This window comes from Flavobacterium potami (genome assembly GCF_020026915.1).
GTDB lineage: Bacteria > Bacteroidota > Bacteroidia > Flavobacteriales > Flavobacteriaceae > Flavobacterium > Flavobacterium potami.
Window position 1 is genome coordinate 203,524 of the sequence record NZ_JAINUY010000006.1, and the last position, 25,497, is coordinate 229,020.

18 protein-coding genes are annotated in these 25,497 nt (G+C 33.5%); 11 read left to right on the top strand and 7 right to left on the bottom strand.

Translation table 11 applies throughout. The annotated features are described in order from the left end of the window. The first annotated feature begins 73 nt into the window (after positions 1 to 73). Together K6T82_RS17775 and K6T82_RS17780 are read left to right on the top strand one after the other, a co-directional pair. Complete coding sequence (locus K6T82_RS17775) at positions 74 to 1,150, top strand: acyltransferase family protein (RefSeq protein WP_223708475.1); 1,077 nt, start codon at positions 74 to 76, stop codon at positions 1,148 to 1,150. Between the two features lie 77 nt (positions 1,151 to 1,227). Next, on the top strand, positions 1,228 to 1,686 hold the full coding sequence (locus K6T82_RS17780; protein ID WP_223708477.1) for a DUF5362 family protein: 459 nt from the start codon (positions 1,228 to 1,230) through the stop codon (positions 1,684 to 1,686). Between the two features lie 68 nt (positions 1,687 to 1,754). On the opposite strand, the gene K6T82_RS17785 is transcribed toward K6T82_RS17780, so the two are convergent. From K6T82_RS17785 to htpG, 4 genes are all read right to left on the bottom strand, one after another. Beyond that, complete coding sequence (locus K6T82_RS17785) at positions 1,755 to 2,486, bottom strand: DUF4369 domain-containing protein (protein WP_223708479.1); 732 nt, start codon at positions 2,484 to 2,486, stop codon at positions 1,755 to 1,757. 132 nt (positions 2,487 to 2,618) lie between these two features. Beyond that, entirely contained in the window at positions 2,619 to 3,449 is an 831-nt protein-coding gene (locus K6T82_RS17790; protein WP_223708481.1) for a hypothetical protein, read from the bottom strand. Positions 3,450 to 3,592: 143 nt separating this feature from the next. Then, on the bottom strand, positions 3,593 to 4,858 hold the full coding sequence (locus tag K6T82_RS17795) for a patatin-like phospholipase family protein (protein ID WP_223708501.1): 1,266 nt from the start codon (positions 4,856 to 4,858) through the stop codon (positions 3,593 to 3,595). 165 nt (positions 4,859 to 5,023) lie between these two features. Next, on the bottom strand, positions 5,024 to 6,907 hold the full coding sequence (gene htpG, locus K6T82_RS17800; protein ID WP_223708509.1) for a molecular chaperone HtpG: 1,884 nt from the start codon (positions 6,905 to 6,907) through the stop codon (positions 5,024 to 5,026). A gap of 203 nt (positions 6,908 to 7,110) precedes the next feature. Between htpG and K6T82_RS17805 the strand changes: the two genes are divergently transcribed. The 3 genes from K6T82_RS17805 (at position 7,111) to K6T82_RS17815 (ending at position 9,380) form a co-directional block, all read left to right on the top strand. Then, the gene (locus tag K6T82_RS17805; RefSeq protein WP_223708511.1) at positions 7,111 to 7,608 is read left to right on the top strand and encodes a lipocalin family protein; all 498 of its coding nucleotides are present in this window, start codon (positions 7,111 to 7,113) and stop codon (positions 7,606 to 7,608) included. An 18-nt stretch (positions 7,609 to 7,626) separates the two neighbouring features. Next, positions 7,627 to 8,322 (top strand): YiaD family glycine zipper/OmpA-like lipoprotein, encoded by a 696-nt coding sequence (locus tag K6T82_RS17810; protein WP_223708513.1) that lies wholly within the window; start codon positions 7,627 to 7,629, stop codon positions 8,320 to 8,322. Positions 8,323 to 8,429: 107 nt separating this feature from the next. Next, positions 8,430 to 9,380: an ABC transporter ATP-binding protein gene (locus K6T82_RS17815; RefSeq protein ID WP_223708515.1), complete on the top strand. Its 951-nt coding sequence runs from the start codon at positions 8,430 to 8,432 to the stop codon at positions 9,378 to 9,380. Positions 9,381 to 9,482: 102 nt separating this feature from the next. On the opposite strand, the gene K6T82_RS17820 is transcribed toward K6T82_RS17815, so the two are convergent. After that, positions 9,483 to 11,894 (bottom strand): alpha/beta hydrolase family protein, encoded by a 2,412-nt coding sequence (locus K6T82_RS17820; protein WP_223708518.1) that lies wholly within the window; start codon positions 11,892 to 11,894, stop codon positions 9,483 to 9,485. 263 nt (positions 11,895 to 12,157) lie between these two features. Between K6T82_RS17820 and K6T82_RS17825 the strand changes: the two genes are divergently transcribed. The 3 genes from K6T82_RS17825 (at position 12,158) to K6T82_RS17835 (ending at position 14,757) form a co-directional block, all read left to right on the top strand. Beyond that, a complete protein-coding gene (locus K6T82_RS17825; RefSeq protein ID WP_223708520.1) occupies positions 12,158 to 13,165 on the top strand; it encodes a 3-oxoacyl-ACP synthase III family protein in 1,008 nt (335 codons plus the stop codon). Between the two features lie 490 nt (positions 13,166 to 13,655). Continuing rightward, positions 13,656 to 13,979, top strand: coding sequence for a GIY-YIG nuclease family protein (locus K6T82_RS17830; protein ID WP_223708523.1), 324 nt, complete (start codon positions 13,656 to 13,658; stop codon positions 13,977 to 13,979). 106 nt (positions 13,980 to 14,085) lie between these two features. Beyond that, positions 14,086 to 14,757 carry a copper homeostasis protein CutC gene (locus tag K6T82_RS17835; protein WP_223708525.1) on the top strand — a complete coding sequence of 224 codons (672 nt, stop codon included), beginning with the start codon at positions 14,086 to 14,088 and terminating at the stop codon, positions 14,755 to 14,757. 100 nt (positions 14,758 to 14,857) lie between these two features. On the opposite strand, the gene K6T82_RS17840 is transcribed toward K6T82_RS17835, so the two are convergent. Beyond that, complete coding sequence (locus K6T82_RS17840) at positions 14,858 to 17,278, bottom strand: TonB-dependent receptor (protein WP_223708527.1); 2,421 nt, start codon at positions 17,276 to 17,278, stop codon at positions 14,858 to 14,860. 334 nt (positions 17,279 to 17,612) lie between these two features. Here K6T82_RS17840 and argS point away from each other — a divergent pair, with 334 nt between their 5' ends. The 3 genes from argS to K6T82_RS17855 all read left to right on the top strand — a co-directional run bounded on the left by argS (position 17,613) and on the right by K6T82_RS17855 (position 24,423). Beyond that, positions 17,613 to 19,391 (top strand): arginine--tRNA ligase, encoded by a 1,779-nt coding sequence (gene argS, locus K6T82_RS17845; RefSeq protein WP_223708529.1) that lies wholly within the window; start codon positions 17,613 to 17,615, stop codon positions 19,389 to 19,391. Positions 19,392 to 19,782: 391 nt separating this feature from the next. Further along, a complete protein-coding gene (locus K6T82_RS17850) occupies positions 19,783 to 22,947 on the top strand; it encodes a SusC/RagA family TonB-linked outer membrane protein (protein WP_223708546.1) in 3,165 nt (1,054 codons plus the stop codon). Positions 22,948 to 22,965: 18 nt separating this feature from the next. Continuing rightward, positions 22,966 to 24,423 carry a SusD/RagB family nutrient-binding outer membrane lipoprotein gene (locus K6T82_RS17855; protein ID WP_223708548.1) on the top strand — a complete coding sequence of 486 codons (1,458 nt, stop codon included), beginning with the start codon at positions 22,966 to 22,968 and terminating at the stop codon, positions 24,421 to 24,423. Positions 24,424 to 24,503: 80 nt separating this feature from the next. Here K6T82_RS17855 and K6T82_RS17860 read toward each other — a convergent pair whose 3' ends face one another. Continuing rightward, positions 24,504 to 25,406, bottom strand: coding sequence for a DUF6607 family protein (locus K6T82_RS17860; RefSeq protein ID WP_223708550.1), 903 nt, complete (start codon positions 25,404 to 25,406; stop codon positions 24,504 to 24,506). Positions 25,407 to 25,497: the final 91 nt, after the last annotated feature.

Here is a 25,497-nt window from a genome sequence, read left to right on the forward strand (position 1 = left end):
AAAACCATTCGCCTTGGCGAATGGTTTTTTTTTGTTTGTAATCAATCTTGAATTTCAAATAGTATTGTAACGTATGAGAATAGAGCAATTAACTTTTACAAGATTCTTGGCGGCTGTTTCAATAGTTTTCTTTCATTTCGCAAAAGGCTCATTCATTTTTCATAATCCGTACTTAGATTTTTTAGTTAAGTATTCCAGCGTTTTTGTAAGTTACTTTTTTATCCTGTCTGGTTTTGTAATGATCGTTGCGTATCATACTAAATCGGAAATCAATATTATTGAATACGGAAGGAATAGATTTGCCCGTATTTATCCTCTTTATTTCGCAGGAATTGTAATGATGGCGATAGTGCCGATTTTAAAAAACGAGATCAACTTCCTCGATCTGTTTTTGAATATATTCATGATTCAGTCCTGGATTCCTCAAAAAGCATTGACTTTAAATGTGCCTGGATGGTCAATATCAGTAGAGGCTTTCTTTTATATCTTGTTTCCATTTCTCTTCAATGTGGTGTACAAAAGAATAAGCCTTAAAACAATTTCGATCTCAATTATTGTCTTTTGGATTATTAGTCAAATTGTGTATCAGTTTATGGTTTTGCGTCCGATTGAGAATTTTCCTTTTAGCCCACATGATTTGTTGTATTTTCCATTACTGCATCTGAATGAGTTTTTGATAGGAAATTTAGCGGGAATTTATTTTGTCCATAATTTTCAGAACAATAAAAGAAACTTTGATTTGGCAATTTTAGGTGTATTGATATTGCTGATAATTGCATTAAAATTTCCAACAAGATTGGAGTATAATAATGGAATGCTGGCTGTTTTGTTTGTTCCTTTAATTGTATTGTTGTCACTCAATACTGGTATTATAACAACTCTTTTCAAAAGTAAAATTTGTGTTTTTTTAGGCGAAATAAGTTTTGGAATTTACCTTCTTCAAAATCCGGTTTGGGTTTGGGTGAGTGATTACAGGTTGAAAAAATATTTTAATCTGGATGAGGCAGAACATTATACGATGGCATTTTTAATCAGATTTGTGGTTTTATTAGTGCTTGCTGCTATTTTTTATAAGTTTTTTGAAGTTCCTGTAGGGAATAAAATAAAAAAGACAAGCTTGGTTCCTTTTTTTAGTAAAGAAAGAATATAAATGTGTATTCAGAATTTTAGTTTTTCTTTGGAATATTTTTCCTATGTTTGTTAGATAACCTAAAAACATTAAAACTGATGGAAGAAACTTCAGCATTTGAAAAATTTGAATTGCAGTTAGATAGTACTGCAAAAGACTTTCTGAAAGAAACGGCTAAATGGGCTTATTTCTTATCTATATTAGGATTTATCGGACTTGGATTTTTGGTTTTGATTGCCATTTTTGCCGGTGCTATTTTCTCGACAGTTGGAAACTCTATGCCAGGAATGGGAGCTTACGGTAGTTCTTTTGGAGCGATGATGACTTTTGCTTATTTATTAATGGCGGCTCTTTATTTCTTTCCGATTTATTATTTGTACAAATTTAGTTCAAATGCCAAAAAAGCGTTTAGAGACAATGATTCAGGCGCTTTGACTGACTCATTTGGTTATTTAAAATCACATTATAAATTTATTGGGGTTTTAATGGTTGTTCTGTTAGCTATTTATGCACTTATCTTTGTATTTGCTATACTTGCAGGTTTAATGGGAAGATAGGCCACTAAAAGAATATAAAAAAAAGCCCTGATAATTCAGGGCTTTTTTATTGGTATAATATTGAAAAATTATTCTGCTGTTGTTGGAGTTTGCTGTTGTTTTTTTAGATCACCAACATATTTTGTTAGCTTCTTTCCGTAAAGAGATTTCGCTACTTTCGGAGTCATTGATTTTTGAATAGTATCAAGAAATTTAATGTTGATGTCGTAAATTTCGGCCAAAGCAATATAAGGCGCTACTTCATGATCTTTGTTGTTTAATGCAAAGTTTGTAGCATAAAGATATTTTCTTTTGATATTAGATTCAGCTTTTTTGGTTAAGCTGTCCAATGCCTTTTGATCCTGTCTTTTCATTGCTTTGAAACGAGATTCAACCATTGAAAGGTTTTCGTCTACAAAGCGAGTATTTATTTTTTGATACTCTTCGTATAATTCCTGATTTTTAGATCCTGTAATTTTTGCACCTGCAATAAAATTGTCCAAATTGGTGTCTATGTTAATGTTTCCTGGTTCAGCAAAAAACAAGATGTTGTTATCTAAAGAATTGGTTACACCACGATCTAAAAACAAATATAACATCTCTGGAGAATCTAATTTAATATCTCTTTCAAATGTCGCGTTTCCATCTATTTTAATACTGTCAATAGCAACAAGTGATGTGTCAACAACTCTCTGGATATATAAAGTCCCGTTTTTTAATCCTTTGATGTTTCCTGTAAGATGTAATCCGTCAGTAGATTCTTTTTTGCTGCACGATGCAAGTAATGCAAGAGTAACAAAAGCAATTAGTGTTTTTTTCATTGGTTTCTTAGATTTTGGGTGCAAAATAAAGAAAATAGTTTAAATGTATAGAGACTGAAGTTTTATTTTTCTAAAAAAAATAAATCCCGATTTATTTCTAAATCGGGACTTAAAGTAATGCTTGAGAAAGTTTTACATTGATAAGCTGTAAGACAGACCGTTTTCATGTGTATAGATGTAAGTGGCATCGCACTCATTGTTTCCATAATCTATTACGCCATTAATAATTCCTCCTTGAATTTTTAATCGGCCTTTAGAAATAAACATGCAAGAATATTTTTTAGTTAGTGCTTCAGTTACGGTCAAAGTAAGAGTAGTTCCTCCTGGTGCAGTAATTGTTTGCGTGCCTTCCGGAATTTCATACACATTGTCAGATAAAACTAAAGGAGTATCAACACCAGCTGTTTGTCTTGTAACATAAGTTCCTGAGTTTGTATAAACACCACCTTGTAAATCTGTCAATTTACCGTTGGTTACTTTTCGAGTCCATTGTGGTACAGTTGCTACAGTTGTTGTATTAGTGTATTCAATTGTTCCTTCCAATTTAAGGTTGTTAATGTAATAATCCATTCTTTCAATCGTCATTTTGCTTCCGGTTGTAGTAACTGGTGCGGTAAGAGTAACTCTTAATTTTCCTTTTCGGGTTATAGTTTCGTCTTTACATCCTGCTGTTCCAAAATCCAATAAAAACACTTTTGGATAAGCAGCTCCTTCTGGAGTTGTAACGGTAATTGCAGCGCAAATTCCTGGTTGAGTTTCAGCGGTTTTTGCAGTTGTAGAATTGGCAGAAACTAAAAGACCAGTGTTAAGGTCCATTGCAGTCGCGGCATCAACAGCAAGCGATGCAGCAACATTTGTCAGGTCGGTTGATGGGGCATTGTTACTATCATCATTACTTGAGCAAGAAACATATAAAAATGCTGTAGTGCAAATGGTTGAAAGTAAAATAGCAGTCTTTTTCATGGTATTTGTTTTTGAGTTAGATTAATAAGGCGATCAAATGTAATAAAAAAAAGAATTACAATAAAAAATCCTGTAATGTAGGTTACAGGATGTTATAACGATGTTTTTAGAAAAAAAGTATGAAACGCTTTTGTTTCTGGTTTTCAAACAGATTTGTAATAATCACTTTTAGCTTTTCTGATTTTTTTATAATCTTCCCAATTAAAACGATTCAGAAAGTCGGCGGCATTTTGAGCTCCACGAATGAAAAGGTCAATTTTGGCATCATCAGTTAGATTGAAATTTAGCCAATTGTGTGATCCTGTATCAATATATCCGATTAAGTTTTTGAAATCTGGGTTTTTTCGTAAAAATTCAGAGTCGTAACCATATCGTGCCGTATCAAACATTGAGCTTATTAAATTGGAGAATTTTTCATTTTTATTGATTTCGTTTTTGTCGTAACCTAATTTAATTCCAAAAGTTGGAGAAGCGGGAACATTTGCATTTTCATGAAAAATATCAATAGGGAAATTGGAGATTATGCCACCATCCATAAACAATACTTCGGAAGGAACAGATGTTCGTAAACAAGTGGCTTCGTTCCATTTGTTCCATGCTTCGATACCTCCAGGAATATTTTTAATTTTAAAAGGCACAAAGAACAACGGAATCGACATAGAGGCACGAACAAAATCGGCTGGATTTTGAACATCGGGATTGGAGTAGAATAAATCCATCATTTTTGGAAAGATAATTTTGCTTTCTGTAGTAATGTCTGCGGTAATTATTGCCATTTCGCTCCAGTGATCTGTTCTTTTGTATTCTTCTCTGTCTCCAATATTTGGAGTATTTATTCGAAATAATTGATTGTCATCTGCGACTCCTTTTTCACGTAATGCTTTTAGATCAGCATAATTTTTTATTCCTTTTTGAGAAAGTAAATTGGTCATCCATTGATGAAAATTATTTCCAGGATTCAGTCCTAAATCATCTTTGAAGTTGTCTACAACCTGACAGCCTTTCATTACTAATTTTAAGTTTCCGGCATCACTCAATAACGCATCAATAAATTCACGTGCATCATGATCACCATCCACAAAATCGTATAGGTTTTTATTGCACAAACAATCCAGAATCCATTCCGATTTTTCGACATCGCAGGTTCCTGCAGCGGCCATCAGCATCGTATTAATACTTCCAGCAGAAGTTCCGGCAAGGCTTAAAAAACGAATTCCCATTTTTTCTAAAACATACACATAGCCGATTAAGGCAATTCCAAGTACACCGCCTCCTTCCTGCACAAGATCAACATATTGGTAATTGTTTTTATCTGTAATGTCAGAGAATTTTTTGTCTCTAATCTGGTCTTTTAAATCTTTTATAATTGCCAGAACTGCGCCATTTTCTGTGAATTTTTTTTTGTCCATGATTTCCAGAATTTTGGTTTTCGATTTAGTTTGTTGATTTTCAAAATTATGGAAAGAGGTTTTTGGATAAAAGGGGAGAATTGCCCTTTTTAATAGGGTGTTTTAGGAATAAAAAAATCCCACAAAACTTAATTTGTGGGATTTTGAAATAGTATTTCCAAATGATTATTTGATCATTTCAAAGCTTCTTTTTACGAAAGCTGTTAATGCTTCACCTTTCAATAGGTTTTGAGATAATTTAGCTAAATCTAAAGCTTGTTTTACCAAGTGTTCTTGATGCGTTTTATCTTCAGTATTTAAAATGCTTGAAGCTAAATCTGAATTAGTATTTACAACTAAATTATACATCTCAGGCATATTGCCCATTCCGAACATTCCACCGCCGCCAGTTTGGCTCATTTCTTTCATTCTACGCATAAATTCTGGCTGTGTGATGATAAATGGAGCAGCTTGAGAATCCATAGCTTCCAATTGTACACTGTATGCTTTTGGAATATAAGCTTCTAATGAAGTTTTTAAAGTCGCTTTTTCTTCCTCAGATAATTTAGAAATCGTGTTTTCATCTTTTTTGATCAAGTTTTCGATATGATCAGAATCGACGCGTACAAATGTTAATCCAGTATTGTCATTTTCAATTTTCTGAATTAAATGCGAAATAATCGGAGAATCTAAAAGTAAAACTTCATAACCTTTATCTTTTGCAGCTTCAATGTATGAGTGCTGCGCATCTTTATTTCCGGCATAAAGAACAACTAATTTACCGTCTTTATCCGTTTGGTTTTCTTTTAGTTTTTCTTTTAATTCTTCTAAAGTAAAATAAGTGTTGTCTACAGTCGGGTACAAAACAAATGCACCAGCTTTTTCGTAGAATTTATCCTCAGAAAGCATTCCGTATTCTAAAACGATTTTAATGTCGTTCCATTTTTCTTCAAAATCAGCACGGTTTTCATTAAATAAAGCTTTCAGTTTGTCGGCTACTTTACGAGTAATGTAGTTTGAAATTTTCTTAACTGCACCGTCTGCCTGTAAACCAGAACGAGAAACGTTTAATGGGATGTCTGGAGAATCAATTACACCTTTCAACATTGTTAAAAATTCAGGTACAATTCCTTCTACGTTATCGGTAACGTAAACCTGGTTTTGGTACAATTGAATCTTATCTTTTTGGATTTGCATATCATTACCCAATTTTGGGAAATACAAAATACCAGTTAAGTTGAATGGATAATCTACATTTAAATGAATGTGGAACAAAGGATCTTCGAACTGCATTGGATACAATTCTCTGTAGAAATTTTTATAATCTTCCTCAGAAAGTTCAGACGGTTGTTTTGTCCAAGCTGGATTTGGGTTATTGATGAAATTATCAACTTCAACAGTTTCGTTAACGTAATCTTCAGGAGCATCTTCTGGTTTTGGAAGTGTTTCAGTTCTTGTTCCGAATTTAATTGGAATAGGCATAAACTTGTTATACTTATTCAATAAACCGCTGATTTTAGAATCGTCTAAGAATTCTAAAGAATCTTCAGCAACATGAAGAATGATTTCTGTTCCGCGTGAAGTTTTGTCAGCAGGTTCTAAAGTAAATTCAGGACTTCCGTCGCATGTCCAATGTGCAGCTGGTTCGTCTTTGTATGATTTTGTAATGATTTCCACTTTTTCAGCAACCATAAATGCAGAATAGAAACCAAGACCAAAGTGTCCGATTATTCCAGAATCTTTAGCAGAATCTTTGTATTTGTCCAGAAATTCCTCAGCTCCGGAAAAAGCTACTTGGTTGATGTATTTTTCAACTTCATCAGCAGTCATACCTAAACCTTGATCGATAATGTGGATCTTTTTTGCCTCTTTGTCTACTTTAACCTCAATAATTGGGTTTCCGTATTCTACTTTAGCTTCACCGATGCTAATAAGATGTTTTAATTTTAAAGTAGCATCAGTACCATTAGAAACAAGCTCGCGCAAGAAAATTTCGTGGTCGCTGTATAAGAACTTTTTAATTAAGGGAAAAATGTTTTCTACTGAAACATTAATTTTACCTGTTGCCATATTTTTTAATTTTTTATTTAAAGTGATGATTTTCATTTATTCAAATAGAATACCAATTGTTTTTAGGGTGACAAAATGTCGGAAATGTTAATTTTGAAAGAAAATAAATAGATTCTAAAACAAAAATTATCTTGGTGAATCGTATATTTGTGGTACAATAATTGTTAAAAAAGCAAAATATTAATCTATAAAAAATTGTACAAATGAAGAAGAGTATTTTTATATGTCTGATTGCCGTGATGTTCTTCGCGTGTAAATCAGCTTCGTCAACGGCCTCAACAGAAACTCCGCTTTCTAAAAAATTGGATAGACCTACTCAAGTAGCGCTAAAAGGAAATTGGGTACTTACAAATGTAACTTATCCAGGTTCTGATTATATTAAAGTAAACTCATTTGATATTGCAGATTCAAAATGTTTTATTGGAAGTACATGGAGTTTTATTTCTAATAACAACAAAGGAACAATGGCTTTAACGTCGCCAAGTTGTACTGGATTTTCTTCGCCAATTGTCTGGAGTATCAACAATCAGGGTATGTTTATACTAAAAATTCTGGATGCTGGAGAAAAAGCTAAGAAAGTAAGAGATGGATATTTGCTTAAAGTTGCTGGTGTTACTGAAACTTCATTCCAGTTAATTGACAATATCAATGTTGGTGGTCAGACAAAAGACGTAGTATACCAATTTCAAAGAGCTAATTAATATTTAAAGATATATAAAATGAAAAAGATAACTGTTTTAGGTTTAAGCTGTTTAATGGTTGCAGCTAGTTTTTTTACTAGTTGTGATTCAGTAAAAAATGCAAATAATACACAAAAAGGTGCCGGAATTGGTGTTGTTGCTGGTGGTGTTATTGGAGCTGTATTAGGAAATAATTTAGGAAAAGGCGGAAATGCTGCTTTAGGAGCTGCAATTGGAGCTGCTGTAGGTGGTGGAACTGGAGCTTTAATCGGAAACAAGATGGATAAACAAGCTCGTGAAATTGATCAGGCTTTACCAGGTGCTTCTGTAGAAAGAGTTGGAGAAGGTATTCACTTAACTTTAAATGAAAACTCAGTTCGTTTTGATACTAATAAATCTACTTTGACCGCTCAGGCAAAAGCTAATTTAGATAAATTGGTTCCTGTATTTAATGAATATGGAGATACTGATATTCAAATTTTTGGATATACTGACAGTACCGGGAAACCAGAATATAACTTAACGCTTTCTGGACAAAGAGCTGCTTCAGTACAGGCTTATTTAGTTGCTAAAGGTTTAAAATCTAGCCGTTTCAAAACTTCAGGTTTAGGAATTGCAGATCCAATTGCAACAAATGATACTCCAGAAGGAAGAGCGCAAAACCGTCGTGTTGAATTCTCAATTACAGCAAACGACAAAATGGTTAACGATGCGAAAGCAGAAGCTGGAAAATAATTTCAAAACAAAATAAAAGATAAAAAAAGCTGTTTCATAATTGAAGCAGCTTTTATTTTGACATTAGAAATTAAACATTGTAAATTTGACCTCTCATATTACAACTCATGCTTGACATTCAAAATATATCTTTTTCATATACAGATACTCCTGTTATCAAAAATGTTTCGTTTACCATTAATAAAGGCGAAAATATCGCTATTATTGGAGAAAGCGGCTGCGGTAAAAGTACCCTGCTTAAACTTATTTATGGTTTGTTCGACCTAGATGAAGGAAAGATTTTTTATGGTGATAAACCAGTCTTGGGGCCAAAATTCAATTTGATTCCCGGAATGCCCTACATGAAATACTTGGCGCAGGACTTTGACTTGTCTCCTTACGAAACCGTGGCTGAGAATGTTGGAAAGTTTCTTTCTAATGGTTTTGCCAATATGAAAAAGCTTCGTGTTCAAGAATTGTTAGAAATGGTTGAGATGGAACAGTTTTCTAATGTAAAAACAAAATTTTTAAGTGGAGGACAACAGCAACGCGTGGCTCTGGTTAGGGTTTTAGCATTAGAACCGGAAGTAATTCTGTTAGATGAGCCGTTTAGCCAGATCGATGCTTTTAGGAAAAATGCGTTGCGCCGAAATTTATTCCGCTATTTGAAACAAAAAGGAATTACTTGTATTATCGCTACACACGACAGTACAGATGCCTTGTCATTTGCAGACGAAGCGATTGTAATGCGTCATGGTGAAGTTCTTAAAAAAGATAATCCGACCAAAATTTACGAAGATCCACAAATAAAATATGTTGCTTCTCTTTTTGGTGAAGTAAATGAAGTAGCCACTCATTTATTGCTTCCTTACGAAGATGAAACACATAAAACATTGGTTTATCCACATCAGTTTAAAATGGTTTCAGAATCAAGATTGATGGTGAAAATTAGAAGGACTTATTTTAGAGGAAGTCATTTCTTAATTGAAACGGTTCATAAAAGACAACTGATCTTTTTTGAAAGCGAAATCGATCTGCCGCTGGAGCAAGAAGTATTTTTGGCATTAAATTATTTATAAATTTATTAATGTGTCAATTAGATAATTAGATAATTTTTTCTTTAACTATGATAAAATAAACCCGACAGGTTTTTGAAACTTGTCGGGTTTTGTTTTTGGATATTAATTCTTTAAATATTTCTCTAAGAACTGATCTTGCTCCCAAAGCAAATGAAGAATGTTTTCTTTTGCCACATAACCATGAGATTCTTTAGGTAAAATGACCATTCTTGCAGGTGCTCCTAATCCTTTTAATGCCTGAAAATATCTTTCGGTCTGCAATGTAAAAGTTCCTGGATTGTTGTCTGCTTCTCCGTGAACCAATAAAATTGGTGTTTTCATTTTGTCTGCATTCATAAAAGGAGACATTGTGTTGTAAACCTCTGGAACTTCCCAGTAGTTTCTTTGTTCCGTCTGAAATCCGAATGGGGTCAAAGTTCTGTTGTACGCACCGCTTCTTGCAATTCCACATGCAAAAAGATTAGAATGTGTTAATAAATTGGCAGTCATAAAAGCACCATAAGAATGTCCTCCAACAGCTACTTTTTTACGGTTGATATATCCTAAAGCATCAACAGCGTCAATTGCAGCTGCGGCATTGTCTACCAATTGCGAAATAAAATTATCATTTGGTTCTGTTGTTCCTTCTCCAATAATTGGAAAAGCGGCATCGTCTAAAACAACATATCCTTTGGTTACCCAATATACAAATGATCCATAATAAGGAAATGTAAATTCGTTTGAATTTTGAGTTGATTGCGAAGCACTATTTCTGTCTTTATATTCTGCAGGGTAAGCCCAGATCAACAAAGGAAGTTTTTCTTTTTTGGTTTTGTCATAACCAGCTGGTAAATATAAAGTTCCCGAAAGTTCTAAACCATCTTTTCGTTTGTATTTGATGACTTCTTTGCTTACGTTTTTGATGCTTTCAAACGGATTTTTGAAATCGGTAATAGGCGTTAAGCTATTTTGTTTTTTAATATTTCTGAAAAAATAATTCGGATATTCTGTTTTAGACTGAATCTGAACTAGGATTTTTCCAGACTTGAAATCTTCAATTTCTATAATATCTTCTTTTTTATCCTTGTATGGAGAAGTGTAAATACGTTTTGACTTTAAAGTTTCCAGATTGAATTCATCTACAAAAGGAAATTGTCCGTTTTTAGTATACCCTTCGCCAATTCTGTAAAGATTGTTTTTCTCGATAGCTAAAGTATATTTATTGTAATTGTTTTTTCTTGTTTCAAAAGCCCCAGGGTCTGAGTAAACATCTTGAGAATTTCTATCTGTAATTAATTTTGGCTGCTGACTTGACTTGGATGGATTGATCAAATAAGTTTTAGTATTTCTTGTATCGTACCATTCATCTGAAACAACAGCTATATTGTCGTCTCCCCAAATAATGTTGCTGAAACGTTGTGGTGTTTTTACCAATGATGAAGCCTCTTTGTCAAAAGGTGCATCCCAAAGAAAAACTTCGTCTCTAAAGTCAGTTTTATTCGCAGGATTTCCTTCGTCTAAAGCTACTACATAGGCTAATGTTGCTGGTTTGTCATTTCTCCAGGCCATTTCTCTTTTTCCTTTTCGCACCGCCATAAAACCTTTTGGCATAATTTCGTTTAAAGGAACTTCGTTAACCGTTTTAATTTCTTTTCCGCTTATATTATAAACGATTGTTTTAGATGGAAATCTGTTTAAAGGAACCACGTAAGAAAATGGCTTCTGAATTGTAGTCAGCATAATGTAATTGCCATCTGGTGAAATTCTTTCTCCAGCAAACATGGCAGCTTCTTTAAACAAAACAGCGTCACCGTTTAGTTTTACTTTGTATAATTCAGAAGTTATGCTGTTTTCAAAATTAGCTTCGTCATTTTTGTTTTTCAACATGTCAGGATATGTTCTGTTTTGAGATTTTTCTCCTGAAGTATTCGAAATGATCGGCCCAGTAGGTAGATCTTTTTTAGAATCTAAAAGTGCCGGTCTGTTTTTAGGAAGCATTTTTACTAAAATAGTTTCGTTGTCTGAAAACCAACTAAACGGATTTCCAAGATTTGCGTTTACCCTCGCATCCGTAAGTTTTACAGCTTGAGCTGAAGCCACATCTAAAACCCATAGTTCTACACCCGAATTTGTAGTGTGAGAGAAAAGGATTTTTTTATCGTTTGGCGACCAAAGTAGGTTTGCAATCTTAGCATTTTCAGGAAGACCTTTAACCTGAACCTCTTCTTTGCTGTTAATTTTTCTTAACTTAAGATTGGTTACATAAGTTGCAGTACTCGAAATGTTGGTAACGGGATTGATTCTCAAACCCGCTAAGCGAAGTTCTTCCTGATTTAAATCGTCGAGTGTCTTGTAGGTGTTACGATAGGTTAAGAGCATGTTTTCCTTCTTTGTGTCCATTGATACTGAAGGAGGTCTTTGGTAATCTGCTAAATCTAAAATAGATTTAGAAGGTTTTTGATAAGTAAGATTCTCTTGTGCGTAAGAGAAAAAGCTTATACTTAAAAATAAAAGTAATGTCACCTTTAATTTCATAGTTTGGGTTTTAGTAGTTTATAAAATGGTATTCAAAATGTTTGTCTAAGATAGTTTTGTCTTGTTACATTTTATACCTGTTTTTTAATTTTTTTCAGTTTTTGTAACAGAAAGTTGCCTTTTCAAAAACTAAATGATGGTTGGGAGCTATATAATTAGAATATATTAAATTGCCAATTACGAAAAAAATAGTATTTTGTATACGTATATTTTTAAGTATGCTTAAATTTGCAATCCAATTTTTTAATAAATAATAATAGAATATGTATCATTCAAAAATAGCTGGTTTAGGATATTATGTTCCTTCTAATGTGGTGACTAACGATGATTTGTCTAAGATAATGGATACCAATGATGAATGGATTCAGGAAAGAACCGGAATTCAGGAAAGAAGACACATTATTCGTGGAGAAGACACTACGACTTCAATGGGAGTAAAAGCGGCTAAAATTGCGATCGAGCGTTCTGGTATTGCCAAAGAAGATATCGATTTTGTAGTTTTTGCTACATTAAGTCCAGATTATTATTTTCCAGGACCAGGAGTTTTGGTTCAAAGAGATTTAGGTTTAAGAACTGTAGGGGCTTTGGATATCAGAAATCAATGTTCAGGATTTGTTTATGCCATTTCTGTCGCGGATCAATATATTAAAACCGGAATGTATAAAAATATTTTGGTAATTGGTTCTGAAGTTCATTCTACAGGATTAGATATGACAACACGCGGACGCGGTGTTTCTGTAATTTTTGGAGACGGAGCAGGAGCAGCTGTTTTAAGTCGTGAAGAAGATCTTTCGAAAGGAATTTTGTCTACGCACTTGCATTCTGAAGGAGAACATGCTGAAGAATTGGCTCTGCAAGCACCAGGGATGGGGGCTAGATGGGTAACGGATATTATTGCAGATAATGATCCGAATGATGAAAGTTATTATCCGTATATGAACGGGCAATTTGTATTTAAAAATGCGGTAGTTCGTTTTGCAGAAGTAATTAATGAAGGATTAGAAGCAAATGGTCTTCAGGTTTCAGATATTGATATGTTGATTCCGCATCAAGCTAATTTGAGAATTTCGCAATTTATTCAAAATAAGTTCAAATTAACAGACGATCAAGTTCATAACAATATTCAGAAATACGGAAATACAACGGCAGCGTCTATTCCGATTGCATTGACAGAAGCTTGGGAACAAGGAAAAATCAAATCTGGAGATACTGTAGTTTTAGCAGCTTTCGGAAGTGGATTTACTTGGGCAAGTGCTATTATCAAATGGTAAAATAATCATCTTACATTATATTTTTTGAAACCTGCTTCTTATTTGGAGCAGGTTTTTTTATTTCTGCTATTAAGGAGTTCTTCATTGTCAGGCTGAGCGGAGTCGAAGCCCCATTTCAATAAGAACGCCCTTCGACTCCGCTCAGGGAGACAAAACTTTGCGGATTATAGAGTTGTTGATTTCTATTTGTCAGGCTGAGCGGAGTCGAAGCCCCATTCCAACAAGAACGCCCTTCGACTCCGCTCAGGGAGACAAAACTTTGCTATTATAGAGTTGTTGATTTCTATCTGTCAGGCTGAGCGGAGTCGAAGCCCTATTCCAATAGGAACGCCCTTCGACTCCGCTCAGGGAGACAAAACTTTGCGGATTATAGAGTTGCTGATTTCTATTTGTCAGGCTGAGCGGAGTCGAAGCCACATTTCAATTGACCATTCTTCTATTTAATGGTTTGAATTAAATTTCTTACTTTTATTCTTAAAAATAAAAAATTATGAAAAGATATTACGTCTATATTTTGAAATGTTCTGATGGAAGTTATTATACTGGAATGACAAACGATATCAATAGAAGGCTAAACGAACATAATTACGGTATAAATACGGAAAGTTACACTTTTAATCTGAGGCCATTGCAGCTTGTATTTTGCACAGAATTTAATGATGTAAATCAAGCAATTTTATTTGAAAAACAAGTGAAGGGTTGGAGTAGAAAGAAGAAAGAAGCAATAATAAATGATAAATGGGAAGATTTGAAAAAACTTTCGCAATGTTTGAATAAAACAACTCACAATAATTTTAATAAAAAGAATGTTTAATAGTAAATTAGCCTTCTATTTGCTCAAGGTGACACTTGAGTTAAGATTAAAATAAAATAATTGTTGTAAGGCTAAATAAAATTGAAGCCAATTTTTAAATACTTAAATGAAAAAAAATCAACTCGAAATAGCTTGTTTTAATTATGAATCTGCCATAATCGCACAGGAGAATGGTGCTGACAGAATTGAGTTATGCGATAATATGAAATTGGGAGGTACGACACCAAACTCTATTTTGGTTCTAAAAGTCCGCGAAAGTTTAGATATTAAGATGCATGTCATTATCAGACCTCGTGGTGGCGATTTTGTTTATTCTGATGAGGAGTTAACAGAAATGAAACAAGATATCAAGCAATATAAAAAATTGGGAGTTGATGGTTTTGTTTTCGGAATCTTGAAGGACAATGGTAAAGTAAATAAAAAGCAGAACAAAGAATTGGTGCATTTGGCACATCCGCTTTCATGTACTTTTCATCGCGCTTTTGATGTAGTTAAGAATCCAGAAAAATCTCTTGAAACTATTATTGAATGTGGTTTCAAAACCATTTTGACTTCCGGACAGGGAGTAAATGTGGAAGAGGGAATTTTAGCTTTAGAAAGACTTCAGGAACTAGCTGCAGATCGAATAGAAATTATGCCTGGTGGTGGTTTGAGATCTTCAAATATCAAATTGTTACAAGAAAAATTAGATTTAACATTCTATCATTCGTCGGCTATCACAAACAATTCAGAAACTGCAAATCCGGAAGAAGTAAAAGAGTTGCGTAACTTTTTATAAACTTCTCTAAAATAAAAAAAGTCTGGAGGTGGCAATCTCCAGACTTTTCTCTACAAAAAATTATTCTAATTATTAAAAAAATCTTTTAATAAAAGAGGATTTAGAACATTCCGCCTCCGTCTTTATTAGTATTGTCGTCTCTTTGTTTACGCTGTAGATTTTTGATTTTTCCTCCACCAAAATTATAAGTTAAACCTACATAAACAGTTTGACTTTCCCATTTAAATTGTCCCGCTTGTGGATAAGGATACATCGTGTCGAATGCATATTTCATCGTGTTGAAAACGTCATTAAAACGTACACTTATGTTCATTTTGTTGTCTAATAAGGTATAACGTGAACCAATATCCATTTTATACATTTCGTGGCTGTTGTTCTGAAGCCCGTCTGTTGCACCTCTGTAGAATCCGAAAGCTAAGAAACTCAAACGTTTGTTTACTTTAAAATTAGAATTCATACGTCCGTTGAATGCAGCAACAGTAATTTTTCTGTCAATTGGATTACTTGTATTAGTTGCTGGATCATATTGAAATACAATACCTTGCTGATTAATACTTGAGAAATCAATCGATGGTTGAATATCCCACCATTTTGTAATTTTATAATTGAATGAAACCTCAAATCCATAAGCCGTATTATGATCGTAGTTGGTGTAGCTCATAATTTGCTTTTCCATACTTGGATCTGCCGGATCTGGATATAAGATTCTACTAATCTGATCATTAATGCTTCTTACAAAAACGCCAGTTGTAAAACTTCCTTTTTCCAAAGTTTTAGTATAATTTACTTCCACAGAATTAGTAAACTGAGGTCTTAATTCAGGATTTCCTAATGAAGTTACTAACGGAGTAGCAAATTCACGAATTGGTTTGGTTTGCTCTAAACTAGGACGGTCAACACGACGGCTGTAGCTTAATTGTAAAGTGTTTTTCTCATTTAAATTATAAGTCAAATAAGCAGATGGGTATAAAGTGATATAATCATCATCAAATTTAGTTTTACCATAATTTAAGTTTGCCTGAGCTTTATAGCTTTCAAAACGAGCTCCAAGTTGATAACTGAATTTTTTAAACTTTTGTCCAAATGTTACATAAGCTGAATAAATATCAGTATCATAAGTGTAATGTGATGTTTGATCTGCTCCTGGAATCAAAGGATTTCCAGTTGTATAATCATTTCCAGTTCTTGTAATTCTAGCTTCTGCACCTGCTTCAAGTGTTGTTTTGTCATTCAACGGATTCACATAATCGATGTTTACAGTGCTTAATTTTCTCGTTCCTTTTAAGAAATCATTGTATACGATATCAGAACCAGTATTGTCAATATTAGTTGTTTGAGTATCAAAAGAAGCATTTTGTGTTTCTTTGTTGTCGCTGTAATTTGCTTCAAAATCTAAAGTATGACCTTCTTTTTTGAAAATGTGTTTGTAAGCCAAATTGTAAGTCCCAACCTGATCTGGTCCCCAATATCTTGATTTTTGAAAGATGTTAGAAATGTCAGAACCTGTCACATTATTGTAATCAATATCAGTATCTACAAAACCTTTTCCATTAGATTTGTTTTGGTTGGTATAAATAGATAAAGTATTGTGATCATCGATTAAATAATCCATTCCAATTTTGTACAAATAAGAATCATTGTCATTTAAAACATTGATTTTTTGAGTGATGTCCTGATCAAATCTTCTGATGAATCCATTATTGTGGTAGGTTCCAAAGTTTTGCCCCACATTTCCAAAGAAATTCACTTTTCCGGTTTTGTAGTTCAAATCTAAAGACTGATTGTATTTGGCTGTTTTTCCAAAAGTGATTCCTCCGCTATAACTTCCATTGAAACCAGTATTGGCATTTTTGTGCAAAATAATATTGATAATTCCAGACATCCCTTCCGGATTATACTTTGCACTTGGATTGGTAATCAATTCAATTTTTTTGATTGAAGTTGACGGAATTTGTTTTAGCAATTGCGCCGGATCGATATTAGAAGGACGTCCGTCAATTAATACACGAACATTGTCATTTCCGCGAAGCGAAAGTTTTCCATCCTGATCCACATTTACAGAAGGAATATTGTTCATAATATCCGATGCAGATGCTCCAGCCGTAGTCAAGTCCTTACCAACAGTTACCACTTTTCGATCGATTTTTTGTTCTATTGTAGAACGTTCTGCAACAATATTTACGCCTTTAAGTTGCGTTGCTTCTTCTTCAAGAGCAACATTTACAGTAGCAGATTTTTTGTTTTCGTTTAAAAGAACAGAACCGACAAATTTTCTAAATCCGATATATTGGATTTCGATTGTGTAACTTTTTAAAGCGATGTTTTTAAATGAAAAGTCTCCATTGTCATCTGTATTAACTCCAGATACTACTTTTCCATTTTCTTTAAGAGAAACTGTTGCATAAGAAATTGGTGCACCATTTGACTTCTCTGTAATTTTCCCAGAAACAGTACCTGTATTCTGGGCTTGTGCTGTTGCGATTACCCCCAATAATGCAAACAGAAAGAATTTTAATTTCATGATTTTTTACTGATTATTTTGATTTGATTGATGATGATTGTGTTAGTTACTTTTGTTTTTTTTTCTTTTTTGTTTTGACTTTAAAAATAAATTCGAAGTCTCTATTAAGACTCTTTTACGTTTAATATGTTACAAAAAATTGTGAAAAAAAGTGCTAAAAATTTTCTATCCCTTGTTTTATAGGAGATTAAGCTTTTAGTATTTTGATAATTTTAACAATTGAAAATGCAGTGTTTTTGTCAAATTCCGACTCTTTTCCAGAATTTAATATGTTTTTGATTTTCTGTAATTGATGAATAAGCAGTATATTTGCACACTTTAAAATAAGTTTTACATGTCATTACCACAAATTCTTACACCTTCTATAGAAAAAGCAATACAAGCATTATTTGATGTTACTGTTGATAAAATCGAATTTCAAACCACCAGAAAAGAGTTTGAAGGAGATATTACTATGGTCATTTTTCCATTGTTGAAGGTAATTAAAAGCAATCCTGCAGAATTAGGAAATAAAATTGGAAATTATTTAGTTGAAAATGTTTCTGAGGTGGCTCGCTTTAACGTAGTTTCAGGTTTCTTGAATATTGTAATTTCTGATAGTTATTATTTAAACTTTTTTAATGGAATAAGAAATGGCAAACAATTCGGGTTTGTAGCACCAAATCCAGAAGAGAAGGCGGTTATGGTAGAATATTCTTCACCAAATACCAATAAACCGTTACATTTAGGTCACGTTCGTAATAACTTGCTTGGTTATTCTGTTGCTGAAATTTTAAAAGCTTCTGGTAAAAAAGTATACAAAACTCAAATTATCAACGATCGTGGAATTCATATTTGTAAATCGATGTTGGCCTGGGAAAAATTCGGAAACGGAGAAACTCCTGAAACTTCTGGTCTAAAAGGTGATAAACTAGTTGGTAAATACTATGTAGAGTTTGATAAAGCTTACAAGAATGAAATCAATGGGTTAATCGAAACTGGAAAAACAGAAGAAGAAGCGAAAAAACAAGCGCCAATTATTATTGAAGCGCAAGACATGCTTAAGAAATGGGAAGCTGGTGATGAAAAAGTAATGGCCCTTTGGAAAAAAATGAACGAATGGGTTTATGAAGGTTTCGCAACAACTTACACTAATCTTGGAGTTAATTTTGATAAATATTACTACGAAAGCAACACCTATTTATTAGGAAAAGATGTTGTGCAAGTAGGTTTAGATAAAGGTGTTTTCGAAAAAGATCCAGATGGTTCTGTTTGGATTGATTTGACTGACGAAGGTCTGGATCGTAAGATTGTTTTACGTTCTGACGGAACAGCAGTGTATATGACTCAAGATATCGGAACTGCAATTCAGCGTGTAAAAGATATGCCAGATGTTGGCGGAATGGTTTATACGGTTGGAAATGAACAAGATTATCACTTTAAAGTCTTATTCTTAATCTTGAAAAAATTAGGTTTCGATTGGGCTTCAAGCTTATATCACCTATCTTACGGAATGGTTGATTTGCCTTCGGGAAAAATGAAAAGCCGTGAAGGGACTGTTGTAGATGCAGATGATTTGATGCAAGATATGACAGACACAGCACAAAAAATTTCTGAAGATTTAGGAAAACTAGACAGCTATTCAGACGAAGAAAAGGCAAAACTATATAAGACAATTGGTCTTGGAGCTTTGAAATATTACATTCTAAAAGTAGATCCAAAAAAACGAATCTTATTTAACCCAGAAGAATCTGTTGATTTTGCTGGAAATACAGGTCCGTTTATTCAGTATACTTACGCAAGAATCCAGTCAATCATCCGTAAGGCAGATTTTGATTTTGCAGCACAAGTTGAAATGGAAGAATTGCATGAAAAAGAAAAAGAGTTAATAAAACAAATTGAACTTTTCCCAGAAGTAATTCAGAATGCGGCTCAAAATCACAGTCCGGCTTTAATAGCTAATTACACTTATGATTTGGTAAAAGAATACAATTCATTCTATCAATCGGTTCATATTTTAGGAGAAGTAGATTTGACGAAAAAGATCTTCAGAGTACAGCTTTCTCAAAAAGTTGGAGAAGTAATAAATTCAGCATTACAACTGTTAGGAATTGAAGTTCCGGAAAGAATGTAATATTAAATAAAATATATAAATTTCTAAAAGCCAATAGTTTAAACTATTGGCTTTTTTTGTTATTTTTTTGTCCGTTATAGGCTTTTTAGTATTCGAATGCTATGTAATATTGTAGTAATTATACTGCTAAAAAATAATAGCGGTAGGTATAACTAAAATGATACAAAGGGTTTTTCCTATAATGTAATTTTAATTAATTTGAATTAGTAAGCTTTTAGTCTAAATTATTATAGGAGCATAAGCTATCCAGTTATTCAAACTGGATAGCTTTTTGTTTTAAATATTTTTGTAAGTTAATTATTTCAATTTGTTGTGTTAATTAAGAGTAAAATCTTGTTAAAATTATTTTAATTTTTTAAGTTCGCCCTCTCTAATAAAAAAACAAAAAATAATGAAACAAAAATTAAAAGGATTTATGATGCTTTTTTTTGTGTTTGCTATGCAATTTACTTTCGGGCAGCAAAAAAAAATTACAGGAACGGTTTTAGACAATGCAGGAATGCCTTTACCAGGAGTTAGTGTATTAGTTAAGGGGACAAAATCAGGAGCTCAAACTGATTTTGATGGGAAGTACAGTATTAGTGCATCGTCTGATCAGATTTTAGTATTTAGCTACATTGGAATGAATACTAAAGAGGTTGCAGCAAGTTCTTCTATTATTAATGTTAAAATGACAGATGCAGGAGCGCAAGAGTTGGAGGGTGTTGTAGTCACTGCATTGGGAGTTAAGAGAGAGAAAAAAGCTTTAGGATATGCTACTCAAGAAATTAAAGCTGCCGAGTTAACAAAAGGAAATAATAATAGCTTAGCAGGAGCTCTTCAAGGGAAATTAGCTGGGGTAAATATTACACCTTCAAGTGGTGCTCCTGGAGCTTCTTCCCGAATTGTAATTCGTGGTGCTCGTTCATTTACGGGAGACAATACTCCTCTATATGTAATTGATGGTATGCCTGTAGCTTCGACAGCTGATTTCAGTACTGGAAACAGTGTTTCAGGGGCAGACAGTTCAAACAGGGCAGCTGATATCGACCCAGAAGATATTGAATCTATAAATATTCTAAAGGGACAAGCTGCATCAGCACTTTATGGACTTAGAGCTACAAATGGAGTAGTTGTAATTACCACAAAAAGTGGTAAGGGAAGTTCTAAAAGTGGTAAGGCTGTCATAAATTTCTCCAGCTCAATGTCTGCTGAAAATGTATCAAGAAAGATTGATTTCCAAGATCAATATGCGCAAGGGACAAATGGTGTATATGGGCCAACAAATTCATTGTCTTGGGGACCAAAAATTTCTGATTTGCCAAATGATAAATCATATGGAGGTAATGTTGCCAACACATTGAATGGTGGAGATGTAACATCTCACGCAGGCAAATATTATGTGCCACAAAGGGCAACAGCAGGTTTAGATCCATGGGTAGCGCCTAAGGTATATGATAATTTTGGTGATTATTTTAAGACTGGAACTACTATAAATAATTCTTTTAGCCTGACACAGGCAACAGATAAATCTAATTATGCTTTTGGTTTAGGTTCAACAAACCAAGATGGTTTTGTACCAGGAACTGGTTATACACGATACAATGCAAAAGCTGCGTTTAGCACGAAATTGTCAGAGACATGGAAAACAGGATTTGTGGGCAACTATATTACTAGTAAGACTGAAAAAGCTGCTGGTGCAAATGATTCATCTGTTGCAGGTGCATTTGCAAGTCCAATAAGTTATGATTTAAAAGGAAACGGATATGAAAATCCAGCGGACCCGTACAAACAAATTTATTATAGACCAACTGGATTCAATAATCCATATTGGGCAGCCGCTCACAATATACATGACGAACAAACTGATCGTTTTTACGGAAACAGTTATGTTGAATTTACTCCAAATATCTCAACAGATGGCAAACACAAATTATCATTCCGATACCAGCTTGGTGCGGATGCTTACACTACTAATTATAGAGATATAGATGAATACGGTAACAAGCAGACTACAGCAGGTTATTTAGATATTTATGGAATTACATCCAGAACGGTAAATTCATTGTTTACAGCAAATTATGAATATAAAATCTCAGAAGATTTTAATTTAATGGCTTTGTTAGGTAATGAAATAAATGACAGGTATGAAAAGAAATACGAAATGGAGGGCTATGATCTTAATTTTGGTGGTTGGGCTAATTTAGCTAATACACAGCAAACAGTTGCCGTAGATAACATTTCTAAAAACAGAACTGTTGGTTTATTTGGAAATCTAAATCTTTCATACAAAAACTTTATTTATCTAGGAGGTACTTTAAGAAAGGATGTTGTATCAGCAATGCCAAGAAACAACCGTTCATTTGTATATCCTTCAGTGTCATTAGGGGTTGTATTAACCGAATTGGAAGGTCTAAAAGATAGCTCAACATTATCTTTTGCAAAACTTAGAGGATCATGGGCAGAAGTAGGTCAGGCTGGAACTTATAAGCAAAATTACTATTCAGTGCCGACTTATGGAGGTGGATTTTGGTCAAACGCACCTATAAGTTATCCTCTTAATGGTGTAAATTCCTATACTCCATATAGCATAATGTACGATCCAAACCTAAGACCTCAAAACACAAGATCTTTTGAGCTGGGTGGTGAATTTCGCTTTTTTAAAGATCGTGTAAGTATTGATTATACATTTTCTAGACAGAATGTAGTAGACCAGATTTTTAGTGTTCCTTTAGCAGGTTCAACTGGAGCATCATATTTGATGATGAATGGGGGAAAAGTTCATACGAATAGTCATGAATTGGTGGTTAGTGTTTCTCCAGTTAGAACTAAAGATTTTGATTGGACAATATCAGCAAACTTTACCAAAATAGACAATTATGTAGATGAATTAAAAGAGGGAGTAGAAAATATTATGTTAGGTGGATTTGTAACACCACAAGTGAGAGCAAGTATAGGGGAACGTTATCCAGTTATATACGGAACAGCTTTTGCAAGAGATGATAAAGGAAATATTTTAGTTGATAATAAAGGATTAGCTATTGCAGGAGAAACTAAATCACTGGGAGAGGTAGCTCCAAAATTTAACTTAGGAGGGACAACTTCTTTTAGATACAAAAAAATAACGCTTGCTGCCACTTTTGATTGGAAAAATGGAGGTGTAATGTATAGCGGGACAAATTCATTGTTAGATACTTATGGATTAAGTGCTAAAACAGGAAATCGTGATGAACTAATGGTTCAAAAGGGTGTAACTGCTGATGGACAACCAAACACAATAGGAGCTACTAAGCAAGATACCTATACTGTGTATTCAAATATTGCAGAAACCGCTATATATGGTGCTTCTTTTGTAAAATTAAGAGAATTATCATTAGGTTACATTCTGCCAAAATTTTCAACAAGCCTAGATTTACGTGTTTCTGCATTCGCAAGAAATGTATTATTATGGGCTAAAATGCCAAATCTAGATCCAGAAGCATCACAAGGAAACAACAACATGGCTGGTGGTTTTGAAAGATTATCAGTTCCACAAACTACAAGCATTGGTGTTGGATTGAATTTAACAATTAATTAATATAATTCAAAAACAATTATGAAAAAATATAAAGGCATATTATTTTTAGTGATGGCGTCACTTTCATTAATTTCTTGTTCTGAAGATCGAATGGACGAAATCAACAAAAATGTAAATAATCCAACAAATATGGCAACTCGTTTTGCTATTACTGATGCAATGACGAAGACGGCATTTAGCAATACTGGCTCAGAATTGGCTTTTTATACGGGGGTTTATGTAGAACTAAGCGCTGGAGGTTTTGGTCAAATGTATAGTGCTGAAACAAGAAATGGAGAACCTCAGAGTGCAACAACTTATAATAATTCTTGGAATAGTCAATATTCAACTATGTACAATTTAAAGATTATAATTGATAAATGTACAATTGGTGAAGAAAAAGGAAACTATACTACATTAGGAATAGCACAAATTCTATATGCTTATAACTTAGCTTTGCTAACTGACATGTATGGAGATGTTCCATTCTCTGAGGCTTTTCAACCTGGGGTAATTTATACACCTAAACTGGATCATCAGGAAGATTTGTACAAAACAATTTTTGCAACACTAGAAGATGCTATTGTAAATTTAGAAAAAACATCTTCCTATCCAGCTTTAGGAACTCAGGATTTAATATATGGTGGCAATAATGCTAAGTGGATAAAAGCCGCTAATGGCTTATTGGCTCGTTATACACTACGTCTTTCTTTTAAATCTCCCGATTATGATAAAGTTTTAACCTATGTAAGTAAATCTTTTGCAAGCAGAAACGAGGAATTTAAGATGGTAAACAGCGGTATTCCGAACCCTTTTTATCAATTAGATAATGCTAGAGGATATTTATTTTCAAGTAAAAGTTTGTTTGAGAAGTTAAATGCTAGGCCAAATGATCCACGTGTTACAGGTTACTTTGAAAAAATTAAAAAAACAAGTGGAGCGCCGCTTACCTACGAGTTTTATGAAAATGGTGTTAGCCCACAAAGTCAAAATTATTCGTATTCAGCTTTACTAGACGCAAGTAATCCGATATATATGCTAAGTTATCATGAATTATTGTTTATAAAAGCTGAGGCAGAAGCAAGAAAATCTGCGAGTGTTACAAGTACAGTTAGTTTAGTAGCAGCTGTGACAGCTGCTTTTAACAAAGCTCAATCTATTAATTTTTCAACTACAGATGTAGCTAGCTATGTTGCAGGCTTAAACATCACGACTAACGAAGATTTATTAAAAGAAATTGCTGTTCAAAAGTATTTTTCATTCTATGATGATGAATCTGTTGAAGCTTACAATGACTACAGACGTTTATTAGCGATGTATGGATCAGCAACTGCTCATCCAATTCAATTAGCAAACCCGCTCAATGTAAGTAAGTTCCCGCTTAGATTAACTTATGGGAATTCAGACGTATCTGCTAACAAGAATGTTAAAGAGGCTTTTGGAGATGGTACTTATGTTTATAAAGAAAATGTTTGGTGGGCTGGAGGTACTAGATAATCGTATTCTCTAAATGTTTTATCAAACAAAAAGCCGGAAGTTTCAAAACTTCCGGCTTTTTTAATAACAACTAATTCTAATTACTTGACAAATTTGTCAATAATTTTATCTGTTTCTGCTTTTGCAGTATCTGGTTTCAAATCAAATAATAAAGAGTAAAGTGCTTTTCTGTCTACTTTAGCTTCTAGGTTTAAGTCTTTATGTCTGTCAAAAAGAGTTTGCCATTTATCACGAACATTTTTCCAGATTGCATTATTCTCTTTCCACCATTTTTGAGCTGCGATACATTTAACATCTGGAACTTTAGTGTAAACGTCAAATCCTTTTTCTTGTGCTAATAATACATCTTTACCAGCATCGTCACGAACTAATTTATCGTTATCTTGTTCGTGGTTCCATCCTGCAGAAGTAATTTCGTGGATGTTTCTTCTTTTTAAAACATTGTAATCGTTACGTTTTGTTTGCTCTCTTCTTGGAAGTGGAGCATCAGCAACGTTTGCCCAGTAATCTTGCCCATCAACGTGTACCCAAGTTGAAGAGCCTTCATATCTTGGACTGTCATCTACCTGATATACCTTTTGAGTCCATTGCCCTTTAACGGCTTTTTTGTCTAATTTTTTGTATTTCCACGTATTTCCTTTGTCAAAAGAATATAAGTCTGTGTTTTCGTATAACCAATCTTGTCTCCAGTGTTTGATAATCATGTCGTCACTTACAATTAATAAGTGCTGCATAACAATTTTGTTAGGAGTATCTTCTAATAATTCTACCCATTCTAAGGCAGATTCATGTTTTGTCTCAGATGGTTTATAAGTAAGAGAATCTTTAGGATATGAAAATGTCTCAGTAAAATTAAATTTTACTTCATAACAACCACACATTGACTTAATTGACTTAATGTCTTGTTGTTTTTTGTCCTGACTAAAACCAAGACTGCATGTTAAAGCCACAGCGGCCGACAAAAAAAGGCTTTTTGAAATCATAACTTATTGTTTTGTTTTTAATTTTTGCGCAAATATATAAATTTAATTTAGAACAATTAAAAATAATTATATATTTGCAGCGATTATTAAG